Source organism: Yimella radicis (assembly GCF_054778255.1).
In genome coordinates this window covers 68,626-84,873 of sequence record NZ_BAAGZR010000003.1, presented here as the reverse complement: position 1 = coordinate 84,873, position 16,248 = coordinate 68,626, and the positions used below count along the sequence as shown (strand labels likewise).

Annotated in this window: 16 protein-coding genes and 1 tRNA gene; 7 read left to right on the top strand and 10 right to left on the bottom strand. The window is 66.9% G+C overall.

Translation table 11 applies throughout. The annotated features are described in order from the left end of the window. The first annotated feature begins 3 nt into the window (after positions 1-3). Positions 4-765, top strand: coding sequence for a transglycosylase family protein (locus tag ACYU8W_RS02160; RefSeq protein ID WP_499466260.1), 762 nt, complete (start codon positions 4-6; stop codon positions 763-765). A gap of 69 nt (positions 766-834) precedes the next feature. Here the strand turns inward: ACYU8W_RS02160 and ACYU8W_RS02155 are convergent, their stop codons facing one another. Then, complete coding sequence (locus tag ACYU8W_RS02155) at positions 835-2,292, bottom strand: threonine/serine exporter family protein (RefSeq protein ID WP_499466258.1); 1,458 nt, start codon at positions 2,290-2,292, stop codon at positions 835-837. Between the two features lie 87 nt (positions 2,293-2,379). On the opposite strand from ACYU8W_RS02155, the gene ACYU8W_RS02150 reads away from it, so the two are divergent. Further along, entirely contained in the window at positions 2,380-2,781 is a 402-nt protein-coding gene (locus ACYU8W_RS02150) for a secondary thiamine-phosphate synthase enzyme YjbQ (RefSeq protein ID WP_499466256.1), read from the top strand. 3 nt (positions 2,782-2,784) lie between these two features. Here ACYU8W_RS02150 and ACYU8W_RS02145 read toward each other — a convergent pair whose 3' ends face one another. Then, positions 2,785-3,204, bottom strand: a complete 420-nt coding sequence (locus tag ACYU8W_RS02145; RefSeq protein ID WP_499466254.1) for a hypothetical protein — start codon at positions 3,202-3,204, stop codon at positions 2,785-2,787. Positions 3,205-3,287: 83 nt separating this feature from the next. Between ACYU8W_RS02145 and ACYU8W_RS02140 the strand changes: the two genes are divergently transcribed. Further along, a tRNA-Thr gene (locus tag ACYU8W_RS02140) sits at positions 3,288-3,360 on the top strand. Positions 3,361-3,380: 20 nt separating this feature from the next. Here the strand turns inward: ACYU8W_RS02140 and ACYU8W_RS02135 are convergent. From ACYU8W_RS02135 to ACYU8W_RS02115, 5 genes are all read right to left on the bottom strand, one after another. Continuing rightward, positions 3,381-4,028 carry a prepilin peptidase gene (locus ACYU8W_RS02135; RefSeq protein WP_499466252.1) on the bottom strand — a complete coding sequence of 216 codons (648 nt, stop codon included), beginning with the start codon at positions 4,026-4,028 and terminating at the stop codon, positions 3,381-3,383. A 61-nt stretch (positions 4,029-4,089) separates the two neighbouring features. Further along, the gene (locus ACYU8W_RS02130; protein ID WP_499466250.1) at positions 4,090-4,686 is read right to left on the bottom strand and encodes a LysE/ArgO family amino acid transporter; all 597 of its coding nucleotides are present in this window, start codon (positions 4,684-4,686) and stop codon (positions 4,090-4,092) included. A gap of 28 nt (positions 4,687-4,714) precedes the next feature. Further along, the gene (locus ACYU8W_RS02125) at positions 4,715-5,404 is read right to left on the bottom strand and encodes a DUF998 domain-containing protein (protein WP_499466248.1); all 690 of its coding nucleotides are present in this window, start codon (positions 5,402-5,404) and stop codon (positions 4,715-4,717) included. A gap of 70 nt (positions 5,405-5,474) precedes the next feature. Further along, positions 5,475-6,815 carry an allantoinase AllB gene (allB, locus tag ACYU8W_RS02120; protein ID WP_499466246.1) on the bottom strand — a complete coding sequence of 447 codons (1,341 nt, stop codon included), beginning with the start codon at positions 6,813-6,815 and terminating at the stop codon, positions 5,475-5,477. A 21-nt stretch (positions 6,816-6,836) separates the two neighbouring features. Then, a complete protein-coding gene (locus ACYU8W_RS02115) occupies positions 6,837-8,138 on the bottom strand; it encodes a DUF6986 family protein (RefSeq protein WP_499466244.1) in 1,302 nt (433 codons plus the stop codon). Between the two features lie 51 nt (positions 8,139-8,189). Between ACYU8W_RS02115 and ACYU8W_RS02110 the strand changes: the two genes are divergently transcribed. Together ACYU8W_RS02110 and ACYU8W_RS02105 are read left to right on the top strand one after the other, a co-directional pair. Next, positions 8,190-8,969 (top strand): IclR family transcriptional regulator, encoded by a 780-nt coding sequence (locus ACYU8W_RS02110; RefSeq protein ID WP_141929244.1) that lies wholly within the window; start codon positions 8,190-8,192, stop codon positions 8,967-8,969. 156 nt (positions 8,970-9,125) lie between these two features. Continuing rightward, positions 9,126-10,586, top strand: a complete 1,461-nt coding sequence (locus tag ACYU8W_RS02105; protein ID WP_499466242.1) for a nucleobase:cation symporter-2 family protein — start codon at positions 9,126-9,128, stop codon at positions 10,584-10,586. A 52-nt stretch (positions 10,587-10,638) separates the two neighbouring features. On the opposite strand, the gene ACYU8W_RS02100 is transcribed toward ACYU8W_RS02105, so the two are convergent. Next, the gene (locus tag ACYU8W_RS02100; RefSeq protein WP_499466240.1) at positions 10,639-11,577 is read right to left on the bottom strand and encodes a diacylglycerol/lipid kinase family protein; all 939 of its coding nucleotides are present in this window, start codon (positions 11,575-11,577) and stop codon (positions 10,639-10,641) included. A gap of 119 nt (positions 11,578-11,696) precedes the next feature. Between ACYU8W_RS02100 and ACYU8W_RS02095 the strand changes: the two genes are divergently transcribed. Then, positions 11,697-12,416: a L,D-transpeptidase family protein gene (locus ACYU8W_RS02095; protein ID WP_499466238.1), complete on the top strand. Its 720-nt coding sequence runs from the start codon at positions 11,697-11,699 to the stop codon at positions 12,414-12,416. A gap of 124 nt (positions 12,417-12,540) precedes the next feature. Next, positions 12,541-13,257: a L,D-transpeptidase family protein gene (locus ACYU8W_RS02090; protein WP_499466236.1), complete on the top strand. Its 717-nt coding sequence runs from the start codon at positions 12,541-12,543 to the stop codon at positions 13,255-13,257. 56 nt (positions 13,258-13,313) lie between these two features. On the opposite strand, the gene ACYU8W_RS02085 is transcribed toward ACYU8W_RS02090, so the two are convergent. Together ACYU8W_RS02085 and ACYU8W_RS02080 are read right to left on the bottom strand one after the other, a co-directional pair. Beyond that, positions 13,314-14,015, bottom strand: coding sequence for an SDR family oxidoreductase (locus ACYU8W_RS02085; RefSeq protein WP_499466234.1), 702 nt, complete (start codon positions 14,013-14,015; stop codon positions 13,314-13,316). Beyond that, on the bottom strand, positions 14,012-16,138 hold the full coding sequence (locus ACYU8W_RS02080) for a DUF6421 family protein (RefSeq protein WP_499466232.1): 2,127 nt from the start codon (positions 16,136-16,138) through the stop codon (positions 14,012-14,014). Before ACYU8W_RS02080 ends, ACYU8W_RS02085 begins: the two co-directional genes overlap by 4 nt. Between the last annotated feature and the right edge of the window lie 110 nt (positions 16,139-16,248).

Here is a 16,248-nt window from a genome sequence, read left to right as displayed (position 1 = left end):
CCCTTGAGCTACACCCCCAAGCACGCTGCCGCCAAGCAGCCCAGCACCACCGGTCGCCGCGCGGCCGGCGTCCTCATGTTGTCCGCCGCGACCGTCGGCACGTCGGCGTTCGTCGGCACCGGAGCGGCGCAGGCCGCTGCGACCACCACCGCCGTGAAGTCGGCACTCGGCTGGAACGTCTGGGACCGCGTCGCGCAGTGCGAGTCCGGCGGCAACTGGCGGATCAACACCGGCAACGGCTACTACGGCGGTCTGCAGTTCTCCTACACCACCTGGCGCGGCTTCGGCGGCACCGCCTACGCGTCGTACGCACACCTGGCGACCCGCGAGCAGCAGATCAGGATCGCTCAGAACACCCTGCGCGTGCAGGGCCCTGGCGCCTGGCCGGTGTGCTCCCGCCGTGCCGGCCTGACCCGTACCAACGGAATGGTGCTCGGTGCCTCCACCCCGACGACCCCCGCCACCACGACGACGACCACCACGTCGCGCACCGCGTCCCGCAAGCTGGTCGTCGACGGCGCGTTCGGTCCGAACACCACCCGCGCGGTCCAGAAATGGGTAGGCACCGTGCAGGACGGCTCGTTCGGTCCCTACACCCGCCGTGCACTGCAGGCAAAGATCGGCGCCCACCAGGACGGTTGGATCGGTTCCAACAGCGTCCGCCTCCTGCAGGTGAAGATCGGTGCCCCGCGCAACGGTGCGAGCTACCTCGACGCCACCACGGTTCGCTACCTGCAGACCTACCTGAACCGTCACGTGCTCTGATCCCGAATCACCGACGAACCCCCGGCAGACACCGTCCGCCGGGGGTTCGTGCGTCCCGCGGGGGTCTGTTCAGCTCAGCGTGTCGAGCGCCTTCACGCGGCGCTTGGTCACCACGTCGTCCGGCCGGCTGAGGCGCCCTGGCAACGAGCCCAAGGTGATTCCGGACGCGATCGCGAGACCGATCATCACGGCACCGAACAGCGTGGCCGCGCCCTGCATCATGTCGGAGCGGATGTTCACCAGCTCGAAGATGCCCCGGTACACAGTCAGACCCGGAAGCAGCGGGACGATCGCCGCCGTCGCGATGGCCAATGACGGCACCCGCAGGCGCCAGCCCATCAGCGTCGCGAGCGCTCCGATGAGCAGGGAGGCGAAGCCCGCCGACCACTGCACGGACGCGTTCGCCTCGGTGAGCAGGTGATAGGCGACCCACGCCAACGCGCCGACGGCGGTCGACAGCAGTACCGTGCGTCCGCCCGAGTACGAACCGATCGCGAAGGAGCACGTGATCGCGGCTGCACACAGGACACCGATGACCGGGTTGGTCGAGAAGGTCAGCGTCGAACTGATCGCGATGTCGATACCGATCTGTTGCGCGAGGGCGAGCACGGACAGCACGCCCGCCACGATGCCGCCACTGAGGATCAGCACCTCGAACGTCTTGGCGGCCGCCGTGAGGTAGTAGCCGTCGATGGTGTCCTGGGCTGCGCCGACGGCAGACAGGCCAGCGAGCAGCACGACGACTCCTGACGCGACGACCACGGACGGGCGCAGGTCGCTGAACATCTCCACTTGCAGGTTGTTCGCCATGAAATACAGGACGACCGCGACCATCGTCGGAACGGCGGCGCCGACGGCCTGGCAGAAGAACGCGGCAACGCCTCGGCGTCCGAGGAACCTCACCGTCCGGTCGACGACAGCCGTGGTGAGTGCCGACAGCACGATCATCAGCAGGTCGCCGCTGAGCAGGGCGGCAATCGCGGCACCGAGCATGGCCGAAGCGAGCGTGACGATGAACCGCGAATACGGATGTTCGGTCGAAGTGATCTCATCGAGCCGATCGTGCGCGTCGGTGATCTCCAGCGTTCCGTCCTCGGCGTCGCGCACGAGGCGTTGCAGACGTTCCAGCCGGGTGAAGTCCTGTTGCAGTACCGGCACGATCCGCATCACGGTGATCGGATCGCGCAGCACACCGCGGTGATGCGACACGATCAGCGAGGTGTAGGTGATGTCGACATGCAGTGAGCGGACGTCGTAGGCACGGGTCAGCCGAAGTAGCGCGTTCGTGGTGTCGGCGGCGCTGGACCCCGTCGACAGCAGGGCTTCGCCGACGCGCAGCCCTAGATCGATGACGAGTCGGGTGTGACTGTCGGTGGGTCCGCTCTCCTGGCCGCGAAGACCGATCGGGACAGTCGGCTGCCCGCCGGCGATCGCCCGTCGCGCCCGTCGTCCGAGGTCCTTGGGATCGACCGCCGTCGGCAGACGGCGGCGAGGATCGGGTACTTCACGGCGGGGTCGTTCGGTCACGATTCCCACTGTGCCAGTTGACCGGTCAACTCATTGCAGGTGGTTCGCCGAGGCGCCGGCGATGCGTTCCGAGCCTACGGTGGAGGTATGCATTCCCAAGAGATCTCCGTACACAGTGGCAGTGCCGAAGTGGTGCTCGACCTGACCGGCGAATGCGAGTCATTCGTCGCCGAGACCGGCGGGGACGGACTGCTGCACGTCTTCGTCCCACACGCCACCGCGGGCATCGCGATCCTCGAGACCGGAGCGGGTTCGGACGATGATCTACTCGCCGCGTTGCGTGACCTGCTCCCGGCGGACGACCGGTGGATGCACCGGCACGGCAGTCGCGGTCACGGACGCGCACACGTGATGCCCGCGCTCATCCCGCCCTACGCCACGGTGCCCGTGATCGACGGACGACTGATGCTCGGCACCTGGCAGAGCATCTGCCTGGTCGATCTGAACGTCGACAACCCCGACCGCAAGGTGCGGCTGTCGTTGGTGTGACGTTCAGGGCTTGCGCCAGTGGGCCTCCATCGCGACGTACGGGCCCTCGCTCATCTCGTGGGTTGCCTCTGACCTCGGAATCACGTTGTGCATCAACATGATCACTTCGTCGGAGTGACGGTCGAGCGAGATGACCCAGCCCCACTCCTGCGCGTAGGTCATCTCGAATCGCAGGGCACCGTCCTGCTCTGCGCCGTGCAAGGTGGCTTCGTCCGGCTGATGCCAACTGTCGACCCAGATCGCGCGGTCATCGCAGAGCGCGAGGTGACCGGTCTGTGTTCCGTCCGCCGGATGCGTCCAGGTGTACTCGATGACCCCGTTGGTGATGCGTGCGGTGGATTCGTCCACGATCAGTTCGTCGGTCGGCATCATCCGGAACGCGCAGGTGCCCGCCCATTCGCCGTTCATCGTCTCGATCGTCATGTGTCGACGCTACGCGGGTGGGACGCGGAAAACGCGGGTCCGACAACAGGTACGATCGTCCCTGGTCTGCGGCGTGCAGACGTGCCGGTGTAGCTCAGTTGGTAGAGCGCCTCACTTGTAATGAGGATGTCGCGGGTTCGACTCCTGTCTCCGGCTCCGAATCCGAATCTCGGCTCTCACAAGGTGACCACGCCGAGGATGGCTGGCAGGGCGCCGAGCAGCAATGGCGGCCCGAAGGCGATGTAGGTCTTGCGCGTTGCTCGACGAGTGACGAGCAATGCGAGGGCCCAGAGCCCCCCGGCGAGGAAACCGAAGAACAGCCACGTGGCCACCGCGGTGACGCCGAGCCATCCGAGGCTGAAGCTCAGCAGAAGGGCGAGTTTCACGTCGCCGAGTCCCAGTCCGGACGGCGCGGCGAGCGCGAGCACCAGGAACCCGAGTGCCACGGCCACTCCGCACGCTCCGGCACGCAGCACTCGCGACCAGTCATCGAGCCCGGCGGAGGCGATGACGAGCAGACCGGCGAGAACGGGCAGCGGCCACAGGGTGAGCTTGTCCGGCAACCGGTGGACGTCGGAGTCGATCGCCGCCAGCAGCACCCCGAGTGCGGCAAGCACGACGTACGCGGGCACCGCCCACCACGACAGCATCGACACGTGGTGACCGATCCAACCCATGACCACCGGTGTCACGAGGAGGACCCACCCGAACGAAGGCAGCGCTCTCGGGTCGTCGTCGCGGCGCCAGCGTCCGGCGAGGAGTTGTCTGCGGTACCCGACGCCGAGCACCAGCCCGAGGCCGGCGAACGCGAACGCGGTCAACATGGCCTACACCTTGGCATGGCGAACCGGGTCGGGCGGATCTGCGCGGGGGACTGTGGAGTACTCAGGAACGCACGAGCAGCACCGCGATCAGCAGCATCATGCAGCCGATGGTCACGTCGAGCACTCGCCACACCGACGGCTTCGACATCCACGGCGCGACCGCTCGCGCACCGAACCCCAGCGCGCTGAACCACACGATCGAACCGGTGACGGCACCGGCTGCGAACCACCAACGTCCGTCAGCACCATGCTGATTGGCGATGTTCCCGAGCATCAACACGGTGTCGAGGTACACGTGCGGATTCAGGTAGGTCAGCGCCAACGTGGTTGCGATGACACCGGAGCGCTTCACCGGACCGGACAGTTCCAGCGCCTGTGGCTTCAGCGCAGAACGGAAGGACGTGATCGCGAACCACACCAGGTAGGCCGCGCCGAGCCACTTCATGATGTTGAGCGCAGTCGGGTGATCCGCGATCAGCGCACCGACACCGGCGACGCCGAGAATGATCAGCAGCGCGTCGCTGAGTGCGCAGATCGCCACGACGATCGCGACGTGCTGTCGGTGGATGCCTTGACGGAGCACGTACGCGTTCTGTGCGCCGATGGCGACGATGAGGCCGAGACCGGTCAGCGCGCCGGTGCCGTACAAGTCGAGCACGGACGCACGCTACGCCGCACAGGCAGCGTCAGTGCGCCGGGACCGTACGCCGAGACGTTCCGGACACACCGGGCACGCGATCGGCGAACAGGATCAGCCACCACAGCACCAGCGCCGTGAGCGAGATGCGCTGTGCGATGCCGAGCGCGAGGTGGAACACGCCCAGGGCCTCGAGTGTCGTCCAACCGAGTGTGACCAGATGGATCAGGCCGAGTGCGGTCGACGCGCTGCCGAGCGGGGTCAGATCGGCGTCGCGCGCACGCACCACGATCGCCCACAGCACCGAGCCGGCGGCGACGACGCCTGCGACCGAACTGCTGACGGCGTGGATCTTGTGCGCGATCGGCACCAGTCCGAGGGATTCCTCGATCGCGCAGACCGTGTCCGAGGTCGGGGTACAACTGAGCGGCAGGAGCGCGTCGATGATCGTGACGAACCCGAAGATGCCGAGCAGGACGAAAGGCATCGACAACCGCCGGTCGAACCGGCTGCTGCGCAGAATGAGGACGGAGGCGATGACCAGAGCGGTGCCCGCGGTCGCGTCCAGGGCTTGGTAGAACAACGCGAAGGGTTCGTTCGCCGCCGCGAGTTCGCTGACGTAGGAACGGGTTTCGTCGTGACCCGGGTTCAGGAACGGGGCGAGTATCCAACCCGAGTAGGCGATCGCAGCGATGGTGGCCAGCACGAAGGCGCGCCGCGCCCCCCGTTCCTCACGCACGGTAGCCCCTCCCTCGTCCAGTGCCATCGGGAGAGTCTGACGAACGTCCCGATGGCACACCGTGAGGGGGTCAGCCCTCGCCGAGCCGCAGGAACTGCCCGTCCGCCGAATCGGTCGTCGCCGCCACGCCACGCAGCCAGGTGGTGTGGGTGCGTCCGCTCAGCTCGAGTCCGTCGTAGGCCGAGATCTTGTTCCGGTGTTCGAGCTCGTTGACGTCGACGGTCCATCGTTCATCGGGCGCGTACGCGATCAGGTCGGCGCTGTGGCCGAGGGCGATCGCCCCCTTGCCCTGCATCCGGACGATCTCGGCCGGCCTCTCGCACATCCACCGGACGACGTCGGTGAGCTCGAAGCCGCGCGCCCGCGCCCCCGTCCAGACCGCGGTGAACGCGACCTGGATGGAGGAGACCCCGCCCCAGGCGGTCGCGAAGTCGCCGATCTCCATCTGCTTCAACTCTGCGGTGGACGGGGAGTGGTCGGAGACGATGCAGTCGATCGTGCCGTCGCGCAGTGCGTCCCAGAGGCGGTCCTGGTTGTCCAGACTGCGGATCGGCGGGCAGCATTTGTGCGCCGTCGAACCCTCACGGATCGTGTCGGCGTCGAAGGACAGGTAGTGCGGGCAGGTCTCGACCGTGAGCGGCAGACCTTCCTGCTTGGCCTCGCGGATGAGCGGTAGCGCCTCGGCCGAACTGAGGTGCAGGATGTGTGCCCGCGCACCGGAGCGGCGGACAGCGTCGATGACGATGCGGATCGCTTCCACCTCGGACGCGTCCGGTCGCGAGGCGAGGAAGTCGGAGTAGGCGCGGCCGGGCACGACCGGCGCGGATTCGAGCGTCGTCGGGTCCTCGGCATGGATGATCATCAGTGAACCCAGGCGCGCGATCTCGTCGAGGTACTCGTTCAGCTGGTCTGCGTCCAACGGTGGGAATTCCGGCACACCGGAGTCGGCCAGGAAGCACTTGAACCCGAACACGCCGGCGCGGTGCAGCGGCTCCAGGTCGGCCTTGTTGCCCGGTATCGCACCGCCCCAGAAGCCCATGTCGACGAAGCAGTTCGCTTGTGCGGCTTCCTTCTTCGTCTCCAAGGCCGCGACGGACACGGTCGAGGGGAGGCTGTTGAGCGGCATGTCGACCAGCGTCGTGTAGCCACCCTTCAGTGCTGCCCGCGTGGCGGTCTCGAAGCCTTCCCAGTCCGAGCGGCCGGGGTCGTTGATGTGGACGTGGGTGTCGATCATGCCCGGCAGCAGCACCTGCTCATCCGGCAGCGTGATCTCGTCGATGGCCGAGAGTTCCTCGAGCCCGGCGATCTCGGAGACGACTCCTTCGCGCACGCCGACGGCCACCGCCTGCAGCACGCCGTCGACGAGCGCGCGCCGAGCACGAATGACAAGGTCGAATTCTTTGTTGCTCATCAGGATTCCTTCGTCGACAGTTCAGCGGGTGAGTTCGACCAGCTGGTCGAGGGTGAGGCCGCTGGCCTCGCGCACCTCGTGCTCGTCGATCGCACCGCAGTGCACGCCGCGCAGCAGCGCCATGGCGAGCATCCGGGCGGTCGCGGGCTCGTCCATCACGTCACCGGCGGTCTTGGCCATGTACGCCGACAGGCGTTTGCACGCGTCCGGCATCGCCCGGCGGAAGAACAGGTAGTTGGCCAGGTAACGCGTCGGCAGGTGGCCGGGGTGCATGTCCCAGCCCTGATAGATGCCGCGGACGAGCGAACGCTCCACCAGGTCGTAGTGCAATTCCCAGGTGGCGTGCGCCTGGTCGGCGTCGCCGAAGGCCACGACATTCGTCGATCCATCGGACATCCGGACGCCGGTCTGCGCGGCGCTGACCTGCATCACGTTCTTCGCATGGTCGGCGGCAGGGTGGTCGGCCGACTGGTACGCGGCGGCGATGCCGAGACCCGCGCTGTAGTCGAACGTGCCGTAGTGCAATGAGGTGACGCGCCCTTCGCCGGCGCGGATCATGGGTGCGAGGGGCGCGGCTCCCGAGCCGGCCATGATGGCCTGTGCGGTCTCGACCTGGATCTCGAAGGTGATCGTGCCGCGGGGCAGGTCCATTCCGTCCTCGATGCGGTCACAGGCTTCCACCATCGCCTCCACCTGCTCAATCGAGGTGACCTTGGGCAGAGTCAGCGTCAGTCCGTCGGACGCGCGGTCGGCCAGCGCAGCGATGAAGGCAGCCAGCGTTCGCACCCCTCGGGCGCGGGTCGGGGCTTCGAAGCACTTGAACCGGATGCCCCACAGCAGCGGACGATCGGGTCGGTCGAGGCTGGTGCGCAGGGCGGCGATCGCGGCGCCCAGGTGTTCGTCCTCGACGTCGTCGGATCGGCGGCCGTAGCCGTCCTCGAAGTCGACCCGGAAGTCCTCGATCGGGTTGCTGCGCAGCTTCTCTCGGATCCGGTCGTAGACCGGGGCCACCTCGTCCCCGGACACACCCACGGTGGCAGCCAGGGCCGCTGCGTCGGGCGCGAAGCGGTCGAGCAGGTCGATCGCCTGCCCGCCCCATTGCGCAATCGTGTCTGCGGTGAACACGTCGCCGGGCACGTAGACGGTATGGATCGGCTGCCTGGTCGTCGCGTCCCCGGGGTAGTTCGTGGCAAGGTCTTCGTCGACCCGCTGGAGGCGTCGATCGAGGGCTGCGGTCAAATCTGGAACGAACTCAGGCACTTCCACGAACAACTCCTTGCCGCGATGGGTGGCAGATTCTGCTTCGTGGAGGATATGTTCCATTTTGCGGAATATCCATGGCTGACCTCTATATCTCACGAGAAGGTGGCATCGATGTCCACGAAGGTGACTCCGAAGTCGAAGACGGGTGGCGTGCAATCGGTCGAGCGCGCTCTGGAGATCGTCGAGCTGGTCGGGGCGGCGGGTGGTTCGATGGCGCTGGTCGAACTCGCCGAGGCGTCCGGACTGCCGATGCCGACGATTCACCGCCTCGTGCGAACCCTCGTCGGCCGCTCCTACCTGCGGCAGCTACCGAACCGGCGTTACGCCCTCGGCGCTCGATTGATCCCGCTCGGCAACTCCGCGCTGGAGGTGTTCGGCGCCGGGTGCGCACCCCATCTGCGCAGCATCGTCGAGGCTCTCGGTGAGACCGTCAGCCTGGCGACCCTCGACGGAGACATGCTGGTGTATGTCGGCCAGGTGCCCTCGCCGCGCGCCATGCGGATGTTCACCGAGCTCGGCAAGCACGTCCACCCGCACTGTAGGGCAGGAGGCAAGGCGCTGCTGGCCGGAATGCCGGACGACGACGTGCGAGAACTGTTGTCGCGCACCGGAATGCCCGCGCACACCCCGAACACCATGACGGACCCCGACACGCTCATCGCCGAACTCGCGGAGATCCGTCGTACCGGCCGGGCGTTCGAGATCGAGGAGATGGAGATCGGCGTTCAGTGCGTCGCCGTCCCGGTGCCCTCGGACGAGGTGCAGCTGGCGCTGTCGATGTCGGCGCCGTCGGCCCGGATGAGCGACGAGGTGCGCGAGCGCGCCGTCCGGCTGATGCGTACGGCGGCCGTCGAGGTCGCGCACGACCTGGCGCGTCAAGCGTCCGCGTGAGGATCATCGGCACATCTCGCGGGTATATCCCGACCCGCATCGTGGAAGCCTCTTGACGTTCACCCGGGCACCCTCCATTGTTCAACATACGAAATGTGAGTTCCGTCATACGGAACCGGGCAGCGGCGGTCACGCCGGGTGAAGGGAAGTACGCGCATGAGTGAAGCCGTGGCGACGGACGGGCGTCATCCCGTCGACACGCCGATGGCCCCGGGGCCGTCGCTGTTGTTCGGTCTGCAACACGTCCTGTCGATGTACGCCGGCGTCGTCGCCGTGCCGATCATCATCGGCGGAGCGCTGAAGCTTCCGCCGGGCGACCAGTTCTACCTCGTGTCCGCCGCGCTGTTCATGGCCGGCTTCGCGACGTTGGTGCAGACGATCGGCTTCTGGAAGTTCGGTGCACGTCAGCCGATCGTCCAGGGCACCTCATTCGTCGCGGTCTCGAGCATGCTTGCGATCGCCGGCAAGAACCAGGGGCACGAGGGTCTGCAGATCATCTACGGCGCGCTGATCATCTCCGGCCTCGTCGGCCTGGTGCTCGCCCCGGTCTTCACCCAACTGCTGCGCTTCTTCCCCGAAGTGGTCACCGGGACCGTGATCACGATGATCGGTCTGTCGCTCATCCCGGTGGGTGTCGGTTGGGCTGCCGGCGGTGTCGGCAGCGAGAGCTTCGGCCAGCCGAAGAACTACGCACTCGCATTCATCACGCTGTTGATCGTCGTGCTGATCTACCGCTTCCTGCCCGGCTTCTTCGGACGCATCGCGATCATCCTCGGCCTGACGCTCGGCACGCTCGTCGCCATCCCCATGGGCATGGCGGACTTCTCCACCATCGGCGACGCGAAGACCTTTCAGGTGCCGACGCCCTTCCACTTCGGGGCGCCGCAGTTCGAGACGAGCGCGATCATCTCCCTGGTCATCTGCATGCTCGTGATCATGGTCGAGGCGACGGCCGACATCCTCGCCCTCGGTGAGATCACCGGAAAGCCGGCCGACCGCGAGACCGTCGCGAACGGTCTGCGTGCCGACACCGGCTCGACCGCCCTGGCCGCCGTCTTCAACGGCTTCTCGCTCAGCGCCTTCGCGCAGAACGTCGGTCTGGTCGCGATCACCGGCATCCGCAGCCGCTACGTCGTCGCCTACGGCGGTGGAATCCTGATCCTGCTCGGCCTACTGCCCAAGCTCGGCGCAGCGATCGCGGCGGTTCCCATGCCGGTTCTCGGTGGTGCTGGTCTGGTGCTGTTCGGCACCGTGGCCGCGTCCGGTATCCGCACGCTGAAGGAGGTCGACTTCAGCGGTAACGCCAACATCGTGATCGTGGCGACCTCGCTCGCCTTCGGCATGCTGCCGATCGTGCAGCGTGGAGCGTACGAGCACTTCCCGAGCTGGTTCCGCACGATCTTCGACTCGGGCATCACGTCAGCAGCGATCTGCGCGATTCTGATGAACATCCTGTTCAACATCATCGGACGCAAGGAGCAGGAGGAGGGCCCTGTCTTCTCCTACGGCCCGGGGATCGGCACGATCACCGACGAGGACGAGGCGCGCCTGTACCGCTCGCACGGGCACAACGAGAAGCCGCTCACCAAGGACAACGGCATCAACTCGGGTCACTGACCCGACTGTGGCGAAGGTCTGCACGGACACGGTCCGTGCAGACCTTCGCCGTTCAGTGGAACAAGCGCAGCGCGCCTGCACGCACCTCGACCGTCACCGGGGTTCGGGTGTGCGGGTCACCGTCGGCGAACAGCACCAATGGCCGGCCGTCGGCGTCCGTCGCGGTCAGTTCGATCCTCGTCGCCCGCCACCGGTCGACATACGGCAACCGGACATGCTGGCCGCCGCGTTCCAGCAGCGCGGACGCCGCCAGTTGATCGAACCGACGTCCGCGCGAGACAAGGACGTCGAGCAGGCCGTCGGTGAGATCGGCACCGGGCGTTGCGGTGAGGCCGCCTCCGTGGCGGCCGGAATTCCCGATGTGCACGTTCCAGCCCTCGAACGATTCCTCCCGCGCGCCGTCCGGACCGTCGGTTCGCACTGCGAATCGAAAAGGCTTGACGGTCAGCGCAGTTCGAACGCCGGCCGCGGTGTACACGACCGGCCCGCGGATCCGTCGTAACCGGTTCGCGCGCTCGTTGGTGAGTGCGTCGAAACCTGCGGTCGCGGTGCCTACGAACACTCGCTCACCGGCGATCCCCACGTCGATCCGGTGCTCCGTGGCCGAGGCAAGGGACCGGGTCACCGCCAGAGTGTCGCGCGGCAGTCCGAGACCGCGGACGAAGTCGTTTCCGCGTCCGGCCGGAAGCGGAGTGAGCAGCGCCCCGGACTGCACGCAACCCTGGGCCACGAAGGAGATCATCCCGTCGCCTCCCAAGGGGAGGACGATGTCGTCCGCAGCTGTTTGAGCCGCGACCTCGATCGCGTGCTGGGCGCTCGTGGTCCGCACCAAGGTCGGTTCGAAGCCGAGGTCGCGCAGCGTGACCACGACCGTCTCAGCAGAGGTTCCGGCGGTCCCGGCGCCCGCTGCAGGGTTCACCAGCACAGTCGCGCGGCCGGACAGCTCGGTCATCGTGCCGGCCGTGGAATCGCAGGTGTGCTCACGGCGCACGAGCGTAGGGGAGTTCTCCCCATCGACGCATGCGGAAACCAGGCACACCATGAAGCCATCCCGAACGGGAGGTGGCCTCGGGGGGAGGCCGCACAGCACGAATCGAAGGGGGAATCATCATGGGAGCACAGATAAGCCGACGCACGGCCGTCCTCGGCATCGGGGGCGTCCTGGGGGCGGCTGCGACGGCACAGGTCGCGCAGTCGTCGGGGGCGTTCGCAGCACCGAGCGCCACGGGGTCGTATCGACCGATGCAGTACGGATCGACCGGGAGCGACGTGCGCGCGGTGCAGACCTCGCTCGCAGCGGCAGGTTTCTGGTGCGGTTCGGCCGACGGAAGTTACGGCGCGCTGACCCAGCAGGCCGTCATGGCTCTGCAGAAGGCGTATGGAGCCCGCCGCACCGGACGGGTCGACTACTGGACGTGGACGAAGGTGCATCTGCGCCGGCGCACCTACAGCCGGTATCGCCACGACGGCATCGAGATCGACAAGACGCGTCAGCTGCTGCTGGTCGTCCGCGGCGCAGCGGTGCACTCGGTGTTCAACACCAGCACCGGCAACGGCGAATGGTTCTCCTACCAAGGGCGGTGGGTCCGCGCGACGACACCGTCGGGAACCTTCTCGATCTTCCGTGGCGGAAGCAACGGGTGGGACTACGGCGCCCTCGGCGGGCTCTACCGGCCGCGCTACTTCAACGGCGGGATCGCGATCCACGGCTCGCCCAGCATTCCCGGGTACGCCGCATCGCACGGCTGCTGCCGGCTCACCACGCGAGCCCAGGACCATCTGCTCGCCACCGGACGGTTGGCCATCGGGACGAAGGTGCGGGTGTACTGATCCACACTTGGTCACGATCTCGCCACAAGTTGGCGCAGGGCGGTGTGCACGGGGCAAGATGGGTCGTGACACCGCCTTGCGCCGCGTGTCCATCCAACGAATTCCACTTCTGCAAGGGACAGCCGTGACCATCGACCTGAGCCGACGCTCCCTCATTCTCGGAGCCGGAGGCGGCCTCCTCGCGGGCGGCGCCTCGCTGGCGACGACCGAATCCGCAGAAGCGTCGACCATCATCATGAAGCTCGGGTCGACCGGTGCTCGTGTCCTTCACTACCAGCGAGTGCTGACGACCTCGGGCTACTGGCTCGGCACTCCCGACGGCAGCTTCGGACGCCTGACCCAGCAGGCGACGTACGCGCTGCAGAAGGCCCACGGACGAGCCCGCACCGGTTACGTCGACCAGGCCCTGTGGGACAGCGGTCTGCCGAAAGTACGTGCAATCAGCCGGCTCAAGCTGGACGGCATCGAGATCGACCTCGCCAAGCAGTTGTTGATGGTCGTTCGGGGTGGGGTCGTCCAGGTCGCCCTCAACACCAGCACCGGCAACGGCGAACGCTTTCGGTACTACGGCGGTTGGGCAACGGCGATCACCCCCAAGGGCACCTTCCGTGTCTTCCGTAAGTCGACGACGGAGACCAGCACCAACAGCTGGGTCACCGGGCCCCTCGGGTCCATGTACAAGCCGCGCTTCTTCACCTCCAGCGGCGTTGCGATCCACGGCTCCACCAGCATTCCGCCGTACCCGGCATCGCACGGCTGCTGTCGTTTGAGCACCGCCGCTCAGGACCACCTGCTGGGCTCGGGGTACCTCGGCATCGGCACCGACGTCCGTATCTATTGACCTTCCTGACCACGCAGGGCGAACCCGGATCGGGTTCGCCCTGCGTGGTTTCGGCGTCAGGTCGTGAGGTCGAGGATGCGGCCGTTGAGTGTCCTGGCCGGTTCGTCCCACAACGCCAACAGGGCATCGGCCACGTCACTCGTCGGCGTGAAGCCCGCGAACCTCGCGTCCGGCTTCGCCTCCCGCATCTGCGCGGTGAGCAACGCCATCACCCGAACCGCGACGGCCGCGGCGCAAGAACCGTCGAACGAGTCGGCCACCGCGCCGGTCCATGCCTCCGCGGCTGCCTTTGCGGCAACGTAGGCCGCGTTCTTCGCCGTCGGTTTCGCGACACCGGTCGAGGAGATGATCGCCAGACGTCCGTCCGGTGACTCGAGCAGCGCGTCGTGCAGGGCACGGGAGGCGTGCTGGAGTGTGCGAATCAGGTTGTCGTTCAGGAAATCCCAGTCCGTGAGGTCAGCATCGACGATGCCTCTGCCGCCCTTCCATCCGCCCACGAGGTGCAGCAGGCCGTCGATACGGCCGTACTCGGTCACGAGCTCGTGACCCCACGCGAGCGTTGCCGGTTCGTCGAGCAGATCGATGGCGGTCGGCACGAAACGTGCCCCGAGTTCCTCGTGGATCTTCATGAGCGAGCCGCTCTCACGGCCGGCACCGATCACCGTGGCACCGGCGTCGATCAACCGGCGGCTGGTTTCCCGACCCAGCTCACCGGTCGTACCGGTCACGACGACGACCGCGCCCTTCGGCAGGCTCATGCGACGACCGGTGTGCTCGAGGCATCGGTCGCCGCGGTGATGCCGCGGGTCGACTCGATGACACCCGACAGCTTCTTGCGCAGCGCCTCGTAGAACACGTTGAGTGGGAACTCGTCGGGCTGCACCAGGTCGACCAAGGCCTTCACCGGACCGTCAAGCGGAAGTTCCTGGGCTCCCTTCCCCCAGGCGGACGCCGGGTGCGGCGCCACGTATCGGGTGACGAACTCGTACGACGCGAGCCAATGGCCCACGCGGGAACGATCGATCCCGCTGCGGTACAACGTCTCCACCTCCTCACAGAGCACGACGACGACGTCGGGGACACGACGCCAGTCGAAGGAGAGCTTGTTGTCGGTCCAGCGCAGGGCGTCGTGCTTGTGCAGGTAGGCGAACATCAGCTGTCCGCCGAGGCCGTCGTAGTTGCGCACCCTGTCGCCGGTGATCGGGAAGCGGAACAGCCGGTCGAACAGGATGGCCAACTGCACCGACTTGGCGTACGGCTGCCCCTCGGCCTCGAGCTTGACGGCCTCACGGAAGGTCGTCAGGTCGCAGCGCAGTTCCTCAAGCGCGTACATCCAGAACGGCATCCGCTGCTTGATCATGAACGGATCGAACGGAAGATCACCGTGGCTGTGCGTGCGGTCGTGGATGAGGTCCCACATCGCGAACGTCGACTGCGCGAGTTCCTGGGAGGCGAGCAGGCGCTCGCCGTCCGGTGGCAACTGCAGGTGCAGCAGGTCGGACGCCGCTTCGACGACGCTGCGGAAGCGGGCACCCTCGCGGTCGCAGAAGATCGCGCCCCAGTGGAACTTCGGTACCTCGCGGACCGCGACCGTCTCGGGGAAGAGGACCGCGCAGTTGGTGTCGTATCCGGGGGTGAAGTCGAGGAAGTTCACCGGTACGAACGCCGAGTTCACGTACTCGCGCTCCACATCGGCCAGCCACTCCGGCCACGGGACGGTCACCAGGAGCGCCTCGAAGACCCGGTTCGGGTTGCCGTTCTGCGTGTACATCGGGAACAGCACGAGGTGCTCGATGCCGTCGAGGCGGTGCTGATCCGGGCGGAACAGTACGAGCGAATCCAGGAAGTCCGGTACTCCGAACCCGCCGTCGACCCACCTGCGGAAGTCGGCCGGAAGTGCCGCAAGATACTCGTGCTCGTGCGGGAACAGCGTTGCGAGAGAGTCGATCTCGTTGACGATCTTCTCGACCAGTTCGCGGGCTCGCTCGTGCGAGTGTGCCGTGCCGTCGATCGAACCGTCCTTGCTCTGCATCTCACGCAGTTCGAGCACGGCAGCTTTCAGGCGCTGCCATTCGGGCAGGTTCGCGGTCTGCGACCCGTTCACTTCCCGCGGGGCCGCCCGTCGTCCGGCGGACGCCCAGGTGGCGATGTTCGTCCAGAAGCGGGCGTGGTCCAGTTCTTCGATGGAGTCGTCACCGACGAGGTCGGAGTCTGCGAGGGCGACGACGCGTCCGGCACCGAACGGCGTTGCCACTGCGAGCGGACGACCGGCGGGGTGCGCGGTCGCGCTCGACGAGGCGAGCACCTGCGCCTGGGGGCAGTCGCTGATGTCGATGACGCCGGCACGGTAGAAGCAGAGCTCGTCGACACCGGCGAGGACTCCCTGGCCGTGGCCGCTCGGAATCTCACCCAACACCCAGGTGGCGTTGCGGTGGTGGCGGCGTCCGCCGTCGGCCGACTCGTGAACCAGCGTGCTTTCGACGCGAAGTCCGAATCGGGCGAGGAGCTCGTTGAGGTTGTTGCCGTAGGTGTCCTGTTCACACTCGGCGAACACGATGAGTCCGCCGCCCGCCTCCACGTACTGGACGACGGCATCGATCTCATCCGGTTCGAGCATCGGTGGGAGGTCGCCCATCACGCGCTCTGCACGCGCCTCGGCCGGATGGTCGATGACCAACACGTCGGCGTCCGACAAGGCGTCCGGGGTGAACCTGGAGGTGAGTCCGGCGACCTCGAAGCCGCGTGCCTCCAACGCGCTCACCGCGATCGACAGGCTGGCGTCGGCGGGATTGGCGGGGTTCATCGTCGCCGCGACGGAGCGGTCGAGCGACCACGCACTGCTATGGGCCTGGTCGATCAGGACCTTTGGGAAAACACGCATTGAGGTCACCTCCATACAAAACTTTCGGTCTGATCCAGCCTAGACCGTAAATATTGCAGTCGTCGAGGCGGCAGGTGGTCCCCGTCACACCGGGTGCGGTGGTCAGTAGC